The organism is Neptunitalea lumnitzerae (genome assembly GCF_027924185.1).
Classification (GTDB): domain Bacteria; phylum Bacteroidota; class Bacteroidia; order Flavobacteriales; family Flavobacteriaceae; genus Neptunitalea; species Neptunitalea lumnitzerae.
On the sequence record NZ_BRVO01000004.1, the window covers coordinates 152,038 to 166,829 of the forward strand.

General features: G+C 36.6%; 11 protein-coding genes. 2 read left to right on the plus strand and 9 right to left on the minus strand.

Annotated elements, in window-relative coordinates:
• Positions 1 to 6: 6 nt before the first annotated feature.
• The 6 genes from Y10_RS15470 to Y10_RS15495 are packed head-to-tail and all read right to left on the minus strand — an operon-like array spanning position 7 to position 8,360.
• Positions 7 to 1,347, minus strand: coding sequence for a quinol:cytochrome C oxidoreductase (locus Y10_RS15470; RefSeq protein ID WP_281766322.1), 1,341 nt, complete (start codon positions 1,345 to 1,347; stop codon positions 7 to 9).
• A 32-nt stretch (positions 1,348 to 1,379) separates the two neighbouring features.
• The gene (locus Y10_RS15475; protein ID WP_281766323.1) at positions 1,380 to 1,934 is read right to left on the minus strand and encodes a c-type cytochrome; all 555 of its coding nucleotides are present in this window, start codon (positions 1,932 to 1,934) and stop codon (positions 1,380 to 1,382) included.
• Between the two features lie 7 nt (positions 1,935 to 1,941).
• Positions 1,942 to 2,466: a DUF3341 domain-containing protein gene (locus Y10_RS15480; protein WP_281766324.1), complete on the minus strand. Its 525-nt coding sequence runs from the start codon at positions 2,464 to 2,466 to the stop codon at positions 1,942 to 1,944.
• Positions 2,459 to 3,850, minus strand: coding sequence for an NrfD/PsrC family molybdoenzyme membrane anchor subunit (nrfD, locus tag Y10_RS15485; RefSeq protein ID WP_281766325.1), 1,392 nt, complete (start codon positions 3,848 to 3,850; stop codon positions 2,459 to 2,461). The genes Y10_RS15480 and nrfD overlap by 8 nt, the downstream gene beginning before the upstream one ends.
• Before the next feature lie 36 nt (positions 3,851 to 3,886).
• A complete protein-coding gene (locus Y10_RS15490) occupies positions 3,887 to 6,985 on the minus strand; it encodes a TAT-variant-translocated molybdopterin oxidoreductase (protein ID WP_281766326.1) in 3,099 nt (1,032 codons plus the stop codon).
• Between the two features lie 31 nt (positions 6,986 to 7,016).
• Positions 7,017 to 8,360 (minus strand): c-type cytochrome, encoded by a 1,344-nt coding sequence (locus Y10_RS15495; protein ID WP_281766327.1) that lies wholly within the window; start codon positions 8,358 to 8,360, stop codon positions 7,017 to 7,019.
• Positions 8,361 to 8,588: 228 nt separating this feature from the next.
• On the opposite strand from Y10_RS15495, the gene Y10_RS15500 reads away from it, so the two are divergent.
• Positions 8,589 to 8,975 carry an SPOR domain-containing protein gene (locus Y10_RS15500; RefSeq protein ID WP_281766328.1) on the plus strand — a complete coding sequence of 129 codons (387 nt, stop codon included), beginning with the start codon at positions 8,589 to 8,591 and terminating at the stop codon, positions 8,973 to 8,975.
• A 57-nt stretch (positions 8,976 to 9,032) separates the two neighbouring features.
• Here the strand turns inward: Y10_RS15500 and infB are convergent, their stop codons facing one another.
• The 3 genes from infB to rimP are packed head-to-tail and all read right to left on the minus strand — an operon-like array spanning position 9,033 to position 13,797.
• Entirely contained in the window at positions 9,033 to 12,023 is a 2,991-nt protein-coding gene (gene infB, locus Y10_RS15505) for a translation initiation factor IF-2 (RefSeq protein WP_281766329.1), read from the minus strand.
• A 59-nt stretch (positions 12,024 to 12,082) separates the two neighbouring features.
• Entirely contained in the window at positions 12,083 to 13,315 is a 1,233-nt protein-coding gene (gene nusA, locus Y10_RS15510) for a transcription termination factor NusA (protein ID WP_281766330.1), read from the minus strand.
• Between the two features lie 14 nt (positions 13,316 to 13,329).
• On the minus strand, positions 13,330 to 13,797 hold the full coding sequence (gene rimP / locus Y10_RS15515) for a ribosome assembly cofactor RimP (RefSeq protein ID WP_281766331.1): 468 nt from the start codon (positions 13,795 to 13,797) through the stop codon (positions 13,330 to 13,332).
• A 163-nt stretch (positions 13,798 to 13,960) separates the two neighbouring features.
• On the opposite strand from rimP, the gene Y10_RS15520 reads away from it, so the two are divergent.
• Positions 13,961 to 14,779, plus strand: a complete 819-nt coding sequence (locus tag Y10_RS15520; RefSeq protein WP_281766332.1) for a universal stress protein — start codon at positions 13,961 to 13,963, stop codon at positions 14,777 to 14,779.
• Positions 14,780 to 14,792 lie beyond the last annotated feature (13 nt).

Below are 14,792 nucleotides of genomic sequence, written 5' to 3' on the forward strand. Positions count from 1 at the left end.
ACTCTATTAATAATGAAAATGTTTACTCTCTCCAATAAACGGATTACGCTTAGCCAATAAAGGCACTTTAGTTAAAGCTGTAAATACAACCATAATAAATAACCCTAAGAAGAATAATACACTTGAAATTTCTGGAATACCTATTGACCATTGAGAACCAACTGTAGATGGCATAATCATGTTGTAGATATCTAAATAGTGACCTACTAAGATTACACATCCTACCATAATGATAAACCAACCTAAACGTTTGTAATCACTATTCATTAATACTAATAATGGGAATAAGAAATTCATAACTACCATTCCAAAGAAAGGTAATTTATAATCTGCAATTCTTTGAACGAAGTATGTAGCTTCTTCAGGTATGTTAGAATACCAGTATAACAAGAATTGAGAGAACCATAAATAAGTCCAGAAGATACTAATACCAAACATAAACTTGGCTAAATCATGAAGGTGACTATCATTTACATATTCTAAATAACCTTTAGATTTTAAGTAGATAGTTACCATTGCAATAACTGTAATACCAGATACAAACATACTAGCAAATACATACCATGCAAATAAGGTACTGAACCAGTGTGGTTCAACACTCATAATCCAATCCCAAGACATCATAGATTCTGTTACTAAGAAGAATACCAAGAAAACCGCAGATATTCTAAAATTTTTCACATAGTATCTATCATCTTCAGCAGTATCTTGTGCAATAGAGAATTTACGAGAGAACTGACGGTATAATACCCAACCAGCAACGTAAATAACCGCACGAATTAAGAAAGATACCATATTCAAGTATCCACTCTTACCTTGTAATAAGTGGTCTTCTGCTACAACTTCTTTATCTGTCCAGATAAATAAGTGATGGTGCCCCATATTAGCAACAACCCAAACTACTATTAAGATTACAGCACCTGGTAACAAGTAAGCTGTAATACCTTCCATAACTCTAAACAATACTGGAGACCAACCTGCCTGAGCTGCACGGTTAATAGCATAGAATGCTAAAACTCCTAAAGAGATCATCATAAAGAAGAAAGCAGCTACATATAAAGCCGCATATGGCTTATTTTGTAACTGATGAAAAACATGCTCATCATGCTCTGCACTATGCCCTTCAGCATGTGCCTCATGAGAAGCTTCTCCATGATGTGCCGTAACTGCCTCACCATGTTCTTCATGAGCCTCTGTTTCATGTCCTCCATGTCCGGCATTTGATACCATTGCTTTAGCTTCTTCCACAGTACCCGGCGCACTTATAAAACCGTATGCTATACCAAGAAGACCAACAATCATTAATATGATTGCTCCCATTCTTAATTTACTAGAAAACGTATACATATCTTTAAAATATATCTCTTTATTGTATTGTTTTATTTATTTCGTAACTCTAATACGTACTGTGAAACTTGCCAACGCTCTTCTTCATTAAGTTGAGCAGCGTAAGATCCCATTGAGTTCAGTCCGTAATAAATGACATGATAAATACTACCTTCGGTAATGTCTCTATCTTTGTAATTAGGCACCCCTAAAAACTTTTCTCTTTGTACTAAAGTACCTTGCCCATCACCTTTATCACCATGACAAATAGCGCAATAGATAGTATATAACTGCATTGCTTTAGCGTCATCATACTTAAGGTCTAAACTATCAGACATTAAAGGATTCATTAAATTAGCTTTTGCTAACTCATACCCTTCTGTAGTATTTTCATACTCATAAGGCATCCATCCTCTTTTTACAGTGTGTGCAGGTGGTAATTGACCCTCTTTACCATTAGCAAAGGCATCAGATTCTTGATAAGTCTCATAACTCACCCCTTCGTACATATTTGGAAAGTACTGATAATTTGGCTTTGAATTGTTAAAACATGACGTAACTGATGCAGCTACACCAAGAACAACTCCTAATTTAATCAAGCTTTTCATATCTGGTTTAATGCTTTTCTGTAACAATTAATTCAACAGCTCCTGTTTCTTCTAACAACGCAGTTAATTCACTTTCGTTATTATCAACAGCAATCTCCATTAAGAAGTGATCGTCAGTTGTTCTTACATCTGGATTCTCAGCTTCTTTAAATGGCCATAATTTACTTCTCATGTAAAAAGTAATAACCATTAAGTGAGCTCCAAAGAATACTGTCATTTCAAACATAATTGGCACAAATGAAGGCATATTCTCTAAGAAACTAAAGTATGGTTTCCCTCCAATATCTTGTGGCCAATCTGCAATCATGATATACCCCATCATACTTGTTGCAACGGTTAAACCAATACAACCATAGATAAAAGCAGCAATTGCAATTCTTGTATGAGGTAACCCCATAGCTTTATCTAGTCCGTGAACAGGGAATGGTGTGTAAATTTCTTCTATATGAAGTTTTTCAGCTTTTACCTTTTTTACTGCAGCCATTAACACATCATCATCGTTATAGATGGCTTGTATAATTTTATTACTCATGATCGCCGTCTCTTAATTTTTTATATTTTTCACCAGATGATTTCAAAATCGATTTTACCTCTGCCTGTGCAATTACAGGGAATGTTCTAGAATATAGTAAGAACAACACAAAGAAGAATCCTATAGTTCCAATGTAAATTCCTATATCTACAAATGTAGGAGAGAACATAGTCCATGAAGATGGAAGGAAATCTCTGTGTAACGATGTAACAATAATTACAAAACGCTCAAACCACATACCTACGTTTACTACAATAGAGATAAAGAAAGAGAACATAATACTAGTTCTAAGTTTCTTGGACCACATAAACTGAGGTGAGAATACGTTACAAGACATCATCATCCAGTAAGCCCACCAGTAAGGTCCTGTTGCTCTGTTTAAGAATGCATACTGTTCGTACTCAACTCCTGAATACCATGCAATAAACAACTCGGTTATATACGCACATCCTACAATAGAACCTGTAATCATAATTACCAAGTTCATTAATTCAATATGCTGTAGTGTAATGTATGCCTCTAAGTGACATACTTTTCTCATGATAATTAAAAGTGTGTTTACCATCGCAAATCCTGAGAAGATTGCCCCTGCTACGAAGTATGGAGGGAAGATGGTAGTGTGCCAACCTGGTATTACCGAGGTAGCAAAGTCCATAGATACAATGGTGTGTACAGAAAGTACTAATGGAGTTGCTAAACCAGCAAGTACCAAAGATACTTCTTCAAAACGTTGCCAATCTTTAGCACGTCCACTCCATCCGAAACTTACAAGACTATAAATTTTCTTTTGGAAAGGTTTTACCGCTCTATCTCTTAACATTGCAAAGTCAGGAAGTAAACCTGTCCACCAGAATACTAAAGAAACAGATAAATAAGTTGAAATCGCAAATACATCCCAAAGAAGCGGTGAGTTAAAGTTCACCCAAAGAGATCCAAACTGGTTTGGTATTGGTAATACCCAATATGCCAACCATGGACGCCCCATGTGAATAATCGGGAATAAACCTGCCTGAACAACCGAGAAAATGGTCATTGCTTCTGCAGAACGGTTAATTGCCATTCTCCATTTCTGACGGAATAACAAAAGTACTGCTGAGATAAGCGTTCCGGCGTGACCGATACCTACCCACCATACAAAGTTAGTAATATCCCAGGCCCAACCAACAGTCTTGTTTAATCCCCAGGTTCCGATACCAGTAGATACCGTGTAAATAATACATCCTAAACCCCATATAAAGGCAGCTAATGATATTGAGAACACTATCCACCATTGTTTGTTTGCTCTTCCTTCTACAGGAGCAGCTACATCTAAAGTTACATCATGATAAGTCTTATCTCCTGTAACTAAGGGTTTACGTATAGGTGCTTCGTAATGCGACGCCATAATACTTTATAAATTGTTTCTTTATTAATTATTTATTTAAGCTTCTTCTGTATTTCTAACTTTCACATGATAGAATACGTTTGGTTGTGTTCCTACATGCTCTAGTAAGTGATACATTCTGTCGCTTTCTTTCAATTCTGCAACTTTACTTTCCGTATCGTTAATATCTCCAAAGATCATAGCTCCTGAACTACATGCAGCTGAACAAGCTGTTTGGAATTCTCCATCCTTAATAGCTCTTCCTTCTCTCTTAGCATCTAAGATTGTTTTCTGAGTCATTTGGATACACATAGAACATTTTTCCATAACCCCTCTTGAACGTACAACAACATCTGGGTTTAGCACCATTCTTCCTAAATCATCATTCATATGATAATCAAACTCATCATTTCCATTGTATAAGAACCAGTTGAAACGACGAACTTTGTAAGGACAGTTGTTTGCACAGTAACGAGTACCAACACAACGGTTATACGCCATGTGGTTTTGACCTTGCTTACCGTGTGATGTAGCAGCAACCGGACAAACAGTCTCACAAGGAGCATGGTTACAGTGCTGACACATTACTGGTTGGAAAGCAACTTGAGGATTAGCAGATGCGTGCTCTAACTCTCCAAAAGTAGATAGAGACTCACCTAGTCCAGAGATATTCTCAACAACCTCTACATCTTCTGCAAATGTTTCTTCTGCCGAATAATATCTATCAATACGCAACCAGTGCATATCTCTAGACTTTCTAACCTCTGACTTACCAACTACAGGTACATTGTTTTCTGCGTGACAAGCAATCACACAAGCACCACAACCTGTACAAGCATTTAAGTCAATAGATAAGTTAAAGTGGTGTCCAATTGATCTGTCAACATTTTGCCATAAACCAACTGTAGTAGAAGGCACCTCTTGGTGATCTAAAGACACCATTGGTTGCGGATTCCATACTTCAGGCTCTTCTGTATTAAATGTACCTAATACAGTATCCTTAAGAACATCACCTCTACCCATTAAGGTATTATGCAACTGCACACAAGCAAACTCATGCTCACCTGCAGCCTTTTCAATGCTAACCGATTGAACGTTATTAAAATCAGTGTAAAACTTAAACGCATTTACACCCGTTTTCATTTCTTCTTTTACACCAGCTTCTCTTCCGTATCCGTAAGCTAAACCTACAGATCCTTTAGCTTGACCTGGCTGCACTAAAACTGGTATGTTACTAATAGTAACCCCATTTACAGTAACATTTGCCAAACTACCATTTAAAGCTCCGTTAGCTACATTCCAGTTTTCAAAACCAGCTGCATTAGCATCTGCCAACGATATTGTTAAATAGTTATCCCAAGAAGCTCTTGAAATTGGATCAGGGAACTCTTGTAACCAAGGGTTATTAGCCTGTTGACCATCTCCCATTCCCGTTTTAGCATACAACACTAACTCCATTCCTGAAGAAGCAGCTTTAGAAAGCTTTAATGCATATTCACCAGCACTAGTAGAAACCACTGCAGCTTCAGCACCTTCTTCTGTAGGTACTTCAGTAAATATTAAACTAGTTTCTGATTTAAATACACCATCATGTAATGCTTGGTTCCAACTTGAACCTCCTAAAACACCAGAAGTCCAGTTAGATTTTATATAATCATAGTAAGACACATCATTACCCATCCAAGCTAACAACACTTCTTGAAACTGCATTGTATCAAATAACGGACGGATAGTAGGCTGCATTAAACTATAATGACCTTTCTTAATTTCTACATCACCCCAAGACTCTAAATAATGAGGCACTGCAGCAACATAAGTTGTTTTAGAAGCTGTTTCATCTTCTTTCATTGAGAAAGCAACCGAAGTTTCAACCTTCGCTAATCCTTCTTCAAATCCAGCAGCATCAGCAAGTGTATATAAAGGATTTACACCTACAGTAACTAAAACACCCACTTTTCCAGCTTTCATATCAGCAATTAAAGACTTAACTGCTTTATTATTACCAGAACGAACTTTTAATGGTGCCGCAGCATCAAATGCAACACTGTTATATTGTTCGTTAATAGCCAACACTAAAGCTTGGGCATCTACATCCTGAACACCTGTAACTACAACAGCTTTACCATTTGCTTTTTTATATGCTTCCGCAGCAGCTTTTACAGCCTTATCAGCTTTCTCAGAAAGTTGCCCTCCGTAAGAAACACCACTTAAGTAACCGTAAAACTTAGCTAAAGCTATTTTAACTTCACTTGGCTTTAATGCAACTCTTGTATCTGCATTAGCACCAGTTAAAGACATATTAGATTCAATTTGAAAATGCTTAGACATTTTACCATCGGTAGGGATTCTTCCTTTAGCATATCCTGCCTCAAATCCACCACCTTGCCAATCTCCTAAGAAGTCAGCACCAAAAGAAACTATAACATCTGCCTTTTCAAAATCATAATCAGCCATGGCTCTTTCACCATATTTAGCCTCAAATGCATCTAAAGCAGCATCTTCTGATATAGCATCATATACAACATGTTTAACACCACCTACACTATCAGAGAATTCACTAATCAATTTTGAAGTAGAAGGACTTGCAAAAGTTTGTGTTAAGAAAACCACTTCTTTACCAGCAGCCTTAGCACCTTGAATCTTAGCTTTCACATCTTTATGTAAAGCATCCCACTCAATACTTTCACCTCCTTTTTTAGGCCCTTGCACACGCATACTATCATACATAGATAATACAGATGCAATTACACGAGCATTAGCACTACTATCTACTTCAGCTTTATCATGATTGTTTACAAAAATCGGCCTACCCTCTCTGGTTTTAACCAATACACTTGCAAAATCATAACCATCTGCTATAGTAGTAGCATAGTAATTAGCCACACCCGGACGAATTTCTTCCGGCTGAACTACGTAAGGAATCGCGTGTTTCACAGGACCCTCACACGCAGCCAATGTTGCAGCCGCTGTACTAAATCCAACATACTTTAAGAAATCTCTTCTTGTAGTTGAAGATGAATCTAGTGATTTTTTATCCCCTAAGAACTCGTCTACAGGAATTTCTTCTACAAACTCATTCTGTTTTAGTGCTTCAACAATAGAGCTATCAGGATTTAACTCCTCAACACTTTTCCAGTATTTTTTGTTTGATGCCATGTTATATATAAAATTAGCTCTTTAACAATTATTAATAGTGACACTTACCACATTCTAAACCACCCATCTCAGCAATTGTATACTGCTTAAGATCTCCGTACTTCTTAGACAATTCTTCGTGAATCTTCTCGTAATACTCATTACCTTCCATTTTCACGTTTGTCTCACGGTGACAGTTTATACACCATCCCATAGTCAATGGTGCAAATTGCTCCATAACCTCGTAAGTCTCAACCGGACCATGACAGTGCTGACACTCTACACCAGCCACAATAACGTGCTGCGAGTGATTAAAGTAAGCAAAGTCTGGTAAATTATGTATTCTAACCCATTTAACAGGTTTTGTTTCTCCAGTATATTTCATGTTCTGAGAATCCCATCCAGCAGCTGCATACAACTTCTGAATTTCTCCATCATAAAACTCTTTTGAATGCTCTGGTGTACCAGTTGACTCAGCAACCTCTCCAATATTCTTATGACAGTTCATACAAACATTTAAAGACGGTATACCAGAAGTTTTACTAACTCTAGCAGCAGAGTGACAGTATTTACAATCAATACCATTATCACCAGCGTGAATTCTGTGAGAGAAGTGAATTGGCTGAATTGGCTGATACCCTTTATCAATACCAACTTGCATAAAGTAACCATAAGCAAACCAAGCAGACACTAATAAAAGAAGCACTACAGAAACCAATACTAAAAATTGATTCTGAATAAAAGCTTTCCATAAAGGCAATCTTTTCTCACTTTCTTTCTTAAGCTCTATTCCGTTTGCTTCAGCAATTCTTCTTAATGTTTGATTAACCACATAAAGCATCACAATCATCATTGCAAAACCTAACGCTAGCGCACCTAACATAATATTAGTATCTATACCACCTGAAGAAGCACCAGCTCCTGCACCAGCCTCAGCACCTCCGCCGTTATCAACTTTCGGCTCAGCTTTCGGCTGCATAGTATATGCGATAATATCATCGATTTCAGCTTCTGACAACTGCGGAAAAGCAGTCATTTGAACCTGATTATACTCTTCATAAATTTTCACTGCATCTGGATCTCCAGATTGAATCATAGCTGAACTATTATGAATCCAACTATACAACCACTCCTTATCATGCTTATCACCCACACCTCTTAAGGCAGGACCTGTCATTTTTTTATCTAACTTATGACAAGCAGCACAATTAGAATTAAATAATTTTTTTCCATTGGCCGGATCACCGGAACCGGTGTCGGAAGCTGTTGCAGCAGCAGTTTCTGCAGCTGGCTGTTCAGTTTCTTGAGAAAAAACAGTGGTAGAAAATGCTAGCAATAAAGCTAGACTTAAACCTAAAATACTCGAGGCTGAATTACGGTGTTTCACCTTTTTCATATTAATAAATTGTATTATCAATCTAAATTTGGCACGATTTTTACAATGATAAAAATCATAGATTCGTGATGAACTGTGAGCAAAAATACAATATCGAGTTGAGTTAAGAAATGTTAGAAACACGTTAATTATTAATTTATATAGATTCTAAATAATATTCAATTTATTAACATCTCACAATAAAATTTAATTTTGCTGCATTATGTATTCACTATGAGATTTTTAAGCATGAAAAAATATATTATGACAAGCCTGGGACTTGCATTATTCTCCCAAATAATAACCGCTCAAACCGAAGAAAATGTTGAAAATAAAAACATTGAGCAGAGCGAAGTAATTGCCAAATTGGTGGAACTAAAAAAAACAACCGGACTAAACGAGAACCTAGACAAAATCTACACTATACAGATTTTTAGCGGCAAAAAGGACAATGCCATGGTTGCCCTAAAAGAAGTGAAAGAGAAGCACCCAGAATTGCTCTCAAACATTTATTACGAGTACCCTAATTATAAAATTAAAATTGGTAAGTACCGAAACAGATTAGAAGCCGACAAAGAGCTCTTAAGCATTAAAGAAGAATACCCTCATGCGTTTATTATAAACCCAAAGAGATAAAAAAAAGCGACTTTTAAAAAGTCGCTTTTTTTATGATTTTAATATTATTTTAAGAAATTACTTGATTTTCTTCTTAACAGCAACTTCTTGGAAGGCTTCTATAATATCACCCTCTTTTATATCATTATAATTCTTCACCTGCATACCGCAATCATATCCTTTAGAAACTTCTTTAACGTCATCTTTAAATCGTTTTAAAGATGCAAGCTCTCCAGTGAATATAACCACACCATCCCTAATCAGACGAATATTAGAATTTCTGAAAATCTTACCATCGGTAACCATACAACCAGCAATAGTACCAATTTTAGAAATCTTGAACGTTTCACGGATTTCAGCATTACCTGTAATCTCTTCTTTCATTTCAGGAGACAACATACCTTCCATCGCGTCTTTCAGATCGTTAATAGCATCATAGATGATAGAATACGTTCTGATATCTATTTCTTCTTTATCTGCTATCATACGAGCATTACCCATAGGACGAACATTAAATCCGATAATAATTGCATCAGAAGCCGAAGCTAACAACACATCAGACTCTGTAACAGGACCTACCGCTTTATGTATAATATTCACCTGAATCTCTTCAGTTGATAATTTCTGGAACGAATCTGTTAAGGCCTCTACAGAACCATCAACATCACCTTTCAAGATAATATTAAGCTCTTTAAAATCACCTAAAGCAATACGTCTACCAATTTCATCAAGCGTAATATGTCTTTGTGTTCTTACAGACTGCTCACGTTGTAATTGAGTACGCTTAGTAGCAATTTGTTTTGCTTCTTTTTCGTCTTCAAATACATTGAACTTATCACCTGCTTGTGGCGCACCATCTAAACCAAGTATTGACACCGGTCTAGAAGGCCCCGCTTCCTTAACTACATTACCACGCTCATCGTGCATAGCTTTTACCTTACCACTATTCTTACCTGCCAACACATAATCACCAACACGTAACGTACCACCTTGTACTAAAATAGTAGCAACATAACCTCTACCTTTATCTAAGAACGCTTCTACTACGGTACCAGATGCATTCTTCTCTGGGTTTGCTTTAAGATCTAAAATCTCTGCTTCTAAAAGAACCTTCTCTAAAAGCTCATCAACACCTGTACCTTGTTTAGCAGAAATATCATGAGACTGAATACTACCTCCCCAATCTTCTACTAATAAATTCATACTAGCCAACCCTTCTTTAATTTTATCAGGGTTTGCTGTTGGCTTATCTATCTTGTTAATTGCAAAAATCATTGGTACTCCAGCAGCTTGCGCGTGAGAAATAGCTTCTTTTGTTTGTGGCATGATTGAATCATCCGCCGCAATTACAATAATAGCTATATCTGTTACTTGAGCTCCTCTTGCACGCATTGCTGTAAACGCTTCGTGACCTGGTGTATCTAAGAAAGTTATTTTCTGACCATCTTTTAATTGTACCCCATAAGCTCCAATATGCTGTGTTATACCTCCACTTTCACCTGCAATTACATTCTCTTCACGAATATAATCTAACAACGATGTTTTACCGTGGTCAACGTGACCCATAACTGTAACTATAGGTGCTCTTGTTACTAAATCTTCTTCAGCATCTGGCTCTTCTAAAATAGCCTCTTCAATATCAGCTGTTACAAACTCAACCTCATAACCAAACTCTTCAGCAACAATAGAAAGGGTCTCTGCATCTAAACGCTGGTTCATGGTAACCATGATACCTAAAGACATACACGCTCCAATAACTTTGTTAATTGGCACATCCATCATGGTAGCAACTTCAGCAACCGTAACAAACTCGGTTACTTTTAATAATTTGCTATCCGCTTCTTGTTGTGCAAGTACATCCTCCGTTTTTTGACGGTGAGAATCTCTTTTCTCTCTACGGTATTTAGCACCTTTGTTCTTAGAACCTTTACCTTGAAGTTTTTCCAAGGTTTCACGTACTTGTTTTTGTACATCTTCCTCAGTTGGCTCTACTTTAGGAGCAGGTCTAAATTTACCTCCACCTTTCTTAAAGCCACCTTTACCTCCTTGGTTGTTGTTAGAACGTTGGTTGTTATTACGGTTATTATTGTTGTTATTACCGTTATTATTACCACCACCAGACTCGCCAGAAATTCTTCTACGCTTCTGTCTGCGTTGGTTATTGTTATTAGACCCCTTGTTATCTTTCTTATCCTTAGGATCTTCTTTTTTCTTCTTAGGTTTTTGAAACTGAGAAAGGTCAATTTTTTCACCTACAAGCTTAGGCCCTGTAAGTTTCTTATACTTAGTTTCAATAACTTCCGGTTCTTGGGACTCAGGAGCAGGTTTTTGCTCTTCCGGCTTTTTAAATTTAGGCTTTTGTTGAGTTTGTTTTTGCTCACCAAAAGACTTGTTTTCATGTCTGAGCTTAAATTGAGGTGACTTGTGAGGTGTGTTAGGAGCTTGCTTTTCTTGCGGTTTTTGCGGAGCTTGAAATTTCTTAGGAGCTTCTTCATTCTTTGGAGCCTCAACTACTTTCTTCGGTTCCTCTTTCTTCACCTCTTCCTTTTTAACCTCTTCCACTTTTTCCTGTACTGGTTCAGGTTTCTTTTCTTCAACCTTTGGCGCTTCCACTTTTGGTTCTTCTTTCACCGGGGCTTCTGCTTTAGGCTGAACAACCTCTTCTTTAACAGGTTCTGGAGCGGTTTCTTTTACAGGTTCTGGAGCTTCAGTTTTCTTGTTACCATCCAAATCTATTTTACCAACAGTTTTTGGACCTGAAAGCTGAGCCTTGGCTTTTACCACCTCTTCAGATTTCTTACGCTTCATCTCCTGCTCTTTCTCCAACTCGATACGTAAAGCCTCTTTCTCTTTACGCTTCTCTTCTCCTACCTCTTTTGACGCTACTTTTTTACTCTTGTCGGTTTGAAATTCCTGTTGCAAAACATCATACACCTCGCCTGATATTTTGGTAGTAGGTCGCGCTTCAACTTCATGTCCCTTTGAAGTTAAAAACTCTACAGCACGATCTAAAGAAATATTCAATTCCCTAAGTACCTTGTTAAGTCTTATTGTTTTGTTGTCAGACATATATTATTTTTTATTCCTCTCAATTTAAATTAAAAAACCGCAGACAATAAAATCAAGGCCTATTCTTCAAACTCATCTTTTAGAATTCGAAGCACCTCTTGCACGGTTTCTTCTTCAAGATCTGTTCTTTTGACAAGATCTTCGGCGTCTAGCTCTAACACACTCTTAGCCGTATCTAAACCAATTTTTCTAAACTCATCGATAATCCAAACATCAATTTCATCAGAAAACTCAGTCAATTCAACATCCTCTTCAACACCTTCTCTATACACGTCAATTTCATAACCTGTAAGGAAACCTGCTAAACGAATGTTATACCCACCTTTACCAATAGCTTTAGAAACTTCATCTGGCTGCAAGAAAACTTGCGCATGTTTAGTTTCATCATTTATAACTACCGAGTTTACCCTTGCCGGGCTTAAAGCTCTGGTAATATATAACTGTGTATTTGTGGTAAAGTTTATAACATCTATATTCTCGTTACCCAACTCACGAACAATTCCGTGAATTCTAGACCCCTTCATACCAACACAAGCACCTACTGGGTCAATTCTATCGTCATAAGAATCTACAGCTACTTTAGCCTTCTCTCCAGGTATTCTAACCACTTTTTTCACAGAAATCAATCCATCAAAAATCTCAGGAATCTCTTGTTCAAAAAGCTTCTCTAAAAATACAGGAGAAGTTCTAGACATTATAATAGAAGGCTTACTACCTTTTAATTCTACACTATCAATAATACCTCTAACATTTTCTCCTTTTCTAAAGAAGTCAGATGGTATTTGTTTTTCTTTAGGCAACACAATCTCGTTACCTTCATCATCTAATAAAATAACAGCTCTATGTCTAATATGATGCACTTCAGCTGTGTATATTTCACCTACAAGGTCTTTAAACTGCTTGTAAATGGTAGTATTATCATGCTCATGAATTTTAGAGATTAAATTCTGACGTAAAGCCAAAATAGCACGTCTTCCAAGATCAATTAACTTCACCTCTTCAGATACATCTTCCCCTACTTCAAAGTCAGGCTCTATTTTTCTAGCTTCAGACAATTCAATTTCTTGATTAGGGTCTTCAACCTCACCATCCGCAACTACTATACGATTTCTCCATATTTCTAAATCACCTTTATCAGGGTTTACAATAATATCAAAGTTATCGTCAGATCCGTATTTCTTTCTTAGTGCATTTCTAAAAACCTCTTCAAGAATTGCCATTAGCGTTACACGATCTATGAGTTTTTCATCTTTAAACTCCGAAAACGAATCGATCAATGCTAGATTTTCCATGTCATGTTTTTAAATTAAAATATTACCATCACTTTAGCTTCATGTATAGCTTCAAAAGCTATCTCTTCCTTTTTTAGAACAGTTACTTTACCTTTCCCAACTGGCTTAGGCTCTCTAACTTTATATTCTAATACAATACCAGTATCTGTTACTTCGGCCAACATTCCCTCTACAGGCTTACCTCCTCCTACAAGTTTAACCGATAACTTTCTACCAACATTTTTAACAAATTGTCTTTGTACCTTTAAAGGTTCAGAAATACCTGCTGAAGCCACTTCTAATGAAAAATCATACTCTTCTCTATCAAGATTATGCTCAATTTTTCTACTAACCTCTATACAATCATTTAAAGCCACTCCATTATCACCATCCAAAATTACGGAAATTGCATTAGATGATGAAATAGTAAAGTCTATTAAAAACAAATCTTCTCTTGCTTCTAATGCTTCAGCTAATAATTCTTCTACCTTTTCTCTAAACATAAATGAGTTATATGAATTAAAAGAGGGGACTCCCGTCCCCTCCAAATAACCTTTTATTATTCTTTAGGCTGCAAATATAATACTTTTTTACTGTTATAATAAATACATTCCATAAATTATTCTTATCTTTAAGATTATTGACATCACTCAACTTTAAATCCAAATGAAGAAAATTTTAGTACCCACCGACTTCTCGGAGCAGGCAGAATACGCATTAGAAACAGCTGCGCTAATAGCCAAAAAGCACAACGCAGAACTTTTTATTGTGCACATGGTAGAATTACCCGTACACCTATTAAGCGCCGACAAAAACGAACTCCCTGAGGCTATTTTTTTTCTAAAACTAGCCCATAAACACTTTGAAACCTTTTTAGACAAACCTTACTTAAAAGACATTACCGTTCATGAAATGGTAAAAGAAGAAAGCATTACCGAAGGTATTAACAAAGTAGTTGCTGAAAATGACATTAACCTTATAGTTATGGGCTCTAGTGGCGCTTCTGGTGTTTCTGAAATCTTTGTAGGCTCTAACACAGAAAAGGTGGTTAGAATGGCCGAAGCACCCGTAATGGTAATTAAAAAACCACTGAAAGAAATCAACTTTAAACACATGGTATATGCGTGTAGCTTTTTACACAACTACCATGACACCTTTAAAAGAGCCGTTAAAATGGCTAAAGAGTTTGGATACACCTTACACCTGCTTTATGTAAACACACCAAACAACTTTAAAACAACGCACACTATAAAAGATAGAATCAACTCTTTCTTAAGTCTTGAAGAAGTTTCTAACTACACCGTAAACATCTACAACGACGAAACCATAGAAGAAGGCATTTTAAACTTCGCCAACAGCATAAGTGCCGATTTATTAAGTGTAAGCACTCACGGAAGAAGAGGACTAGCCCACTTTTTCAACGGCAGCTTAAGTGAAGATCTGGTTAACCACGCCATACGACCAGTAATTACTTTAAAAATATAATCAAACATAAAAA

Coding starts and splice junctions, on each gene's coding strand:
- Y10_RS15470 (WP_281766322.1), bottom strand. CDS start 1,347: ATGTATACGTTTTCTAGTAAATTAAGAATGGGAGCAATCATATTAATG.
- Y10_RS15475 (WP_281766323.1), bottom strand. CDS start 1,934: ATGAAAAGCTTGATTAAATTAGGAGTTGTTCTTGGTGTAGCTGCATCA.
- Y10_RS15480 (WP_281766324.1), bottom strand. CDS start 2,466: ATGAGTAATAAAATTATACAAGCCATCTATAACGATGATGATGTGTTA.
- nrfD (WP_281766325.1), bottom strand. CDS start 3,850: ATGGCGTCGCATTACGAAGCACCTATACGTAAACCCTTAGTTACAGGA.
- Y10_RS15490 (WP_281766326.1), bottom strand. CDS start 6,985: ATGGCATCAAACAAAAAATACTGGAAAAGTGTTGAGGAGTTAAATCCT.
- Y10_RS15495 (WP_281766327.1), bottom strand. CDS start 8,360: ATGAAAAAGGTGAAACACCGTAATTCAGCCTCGAGTATTTTAGGTTTA.
- Y10_RS15500 (WP_281766328.1), top strand. CDS start 8,589: ATGAAAAAATATATTATGACAAGCCTGGGACTTGCATTATTCTCCCAA.
- infB (WP_281766329.1), bottom strand. CDS start 12,023: ATGTCTGACAACAAAACAATAAGACTTAACAAGGTACTTAGGGAATTG.
- nusA (WP_281766330.1), bottom strand. CDS start 13,315: ATGGAAAATCTAGCATTGATCGATTCGTTTTCGGAGTTTAAAGATGAA.
- rimP (WP_281766331.1), bottom strand. CDS start 13,797: ATGTTTAGAGAAAAGGTAGAAGAATTATTAGCTGAAGCATTAGAAGCA.
- Y10_RS15520 (WP_281766332.1), top strand. CDS start 13,961: ATGAAGAAAATTTTAGTACCCACCGACTTCTCGGAGCAGGCAGAATAC.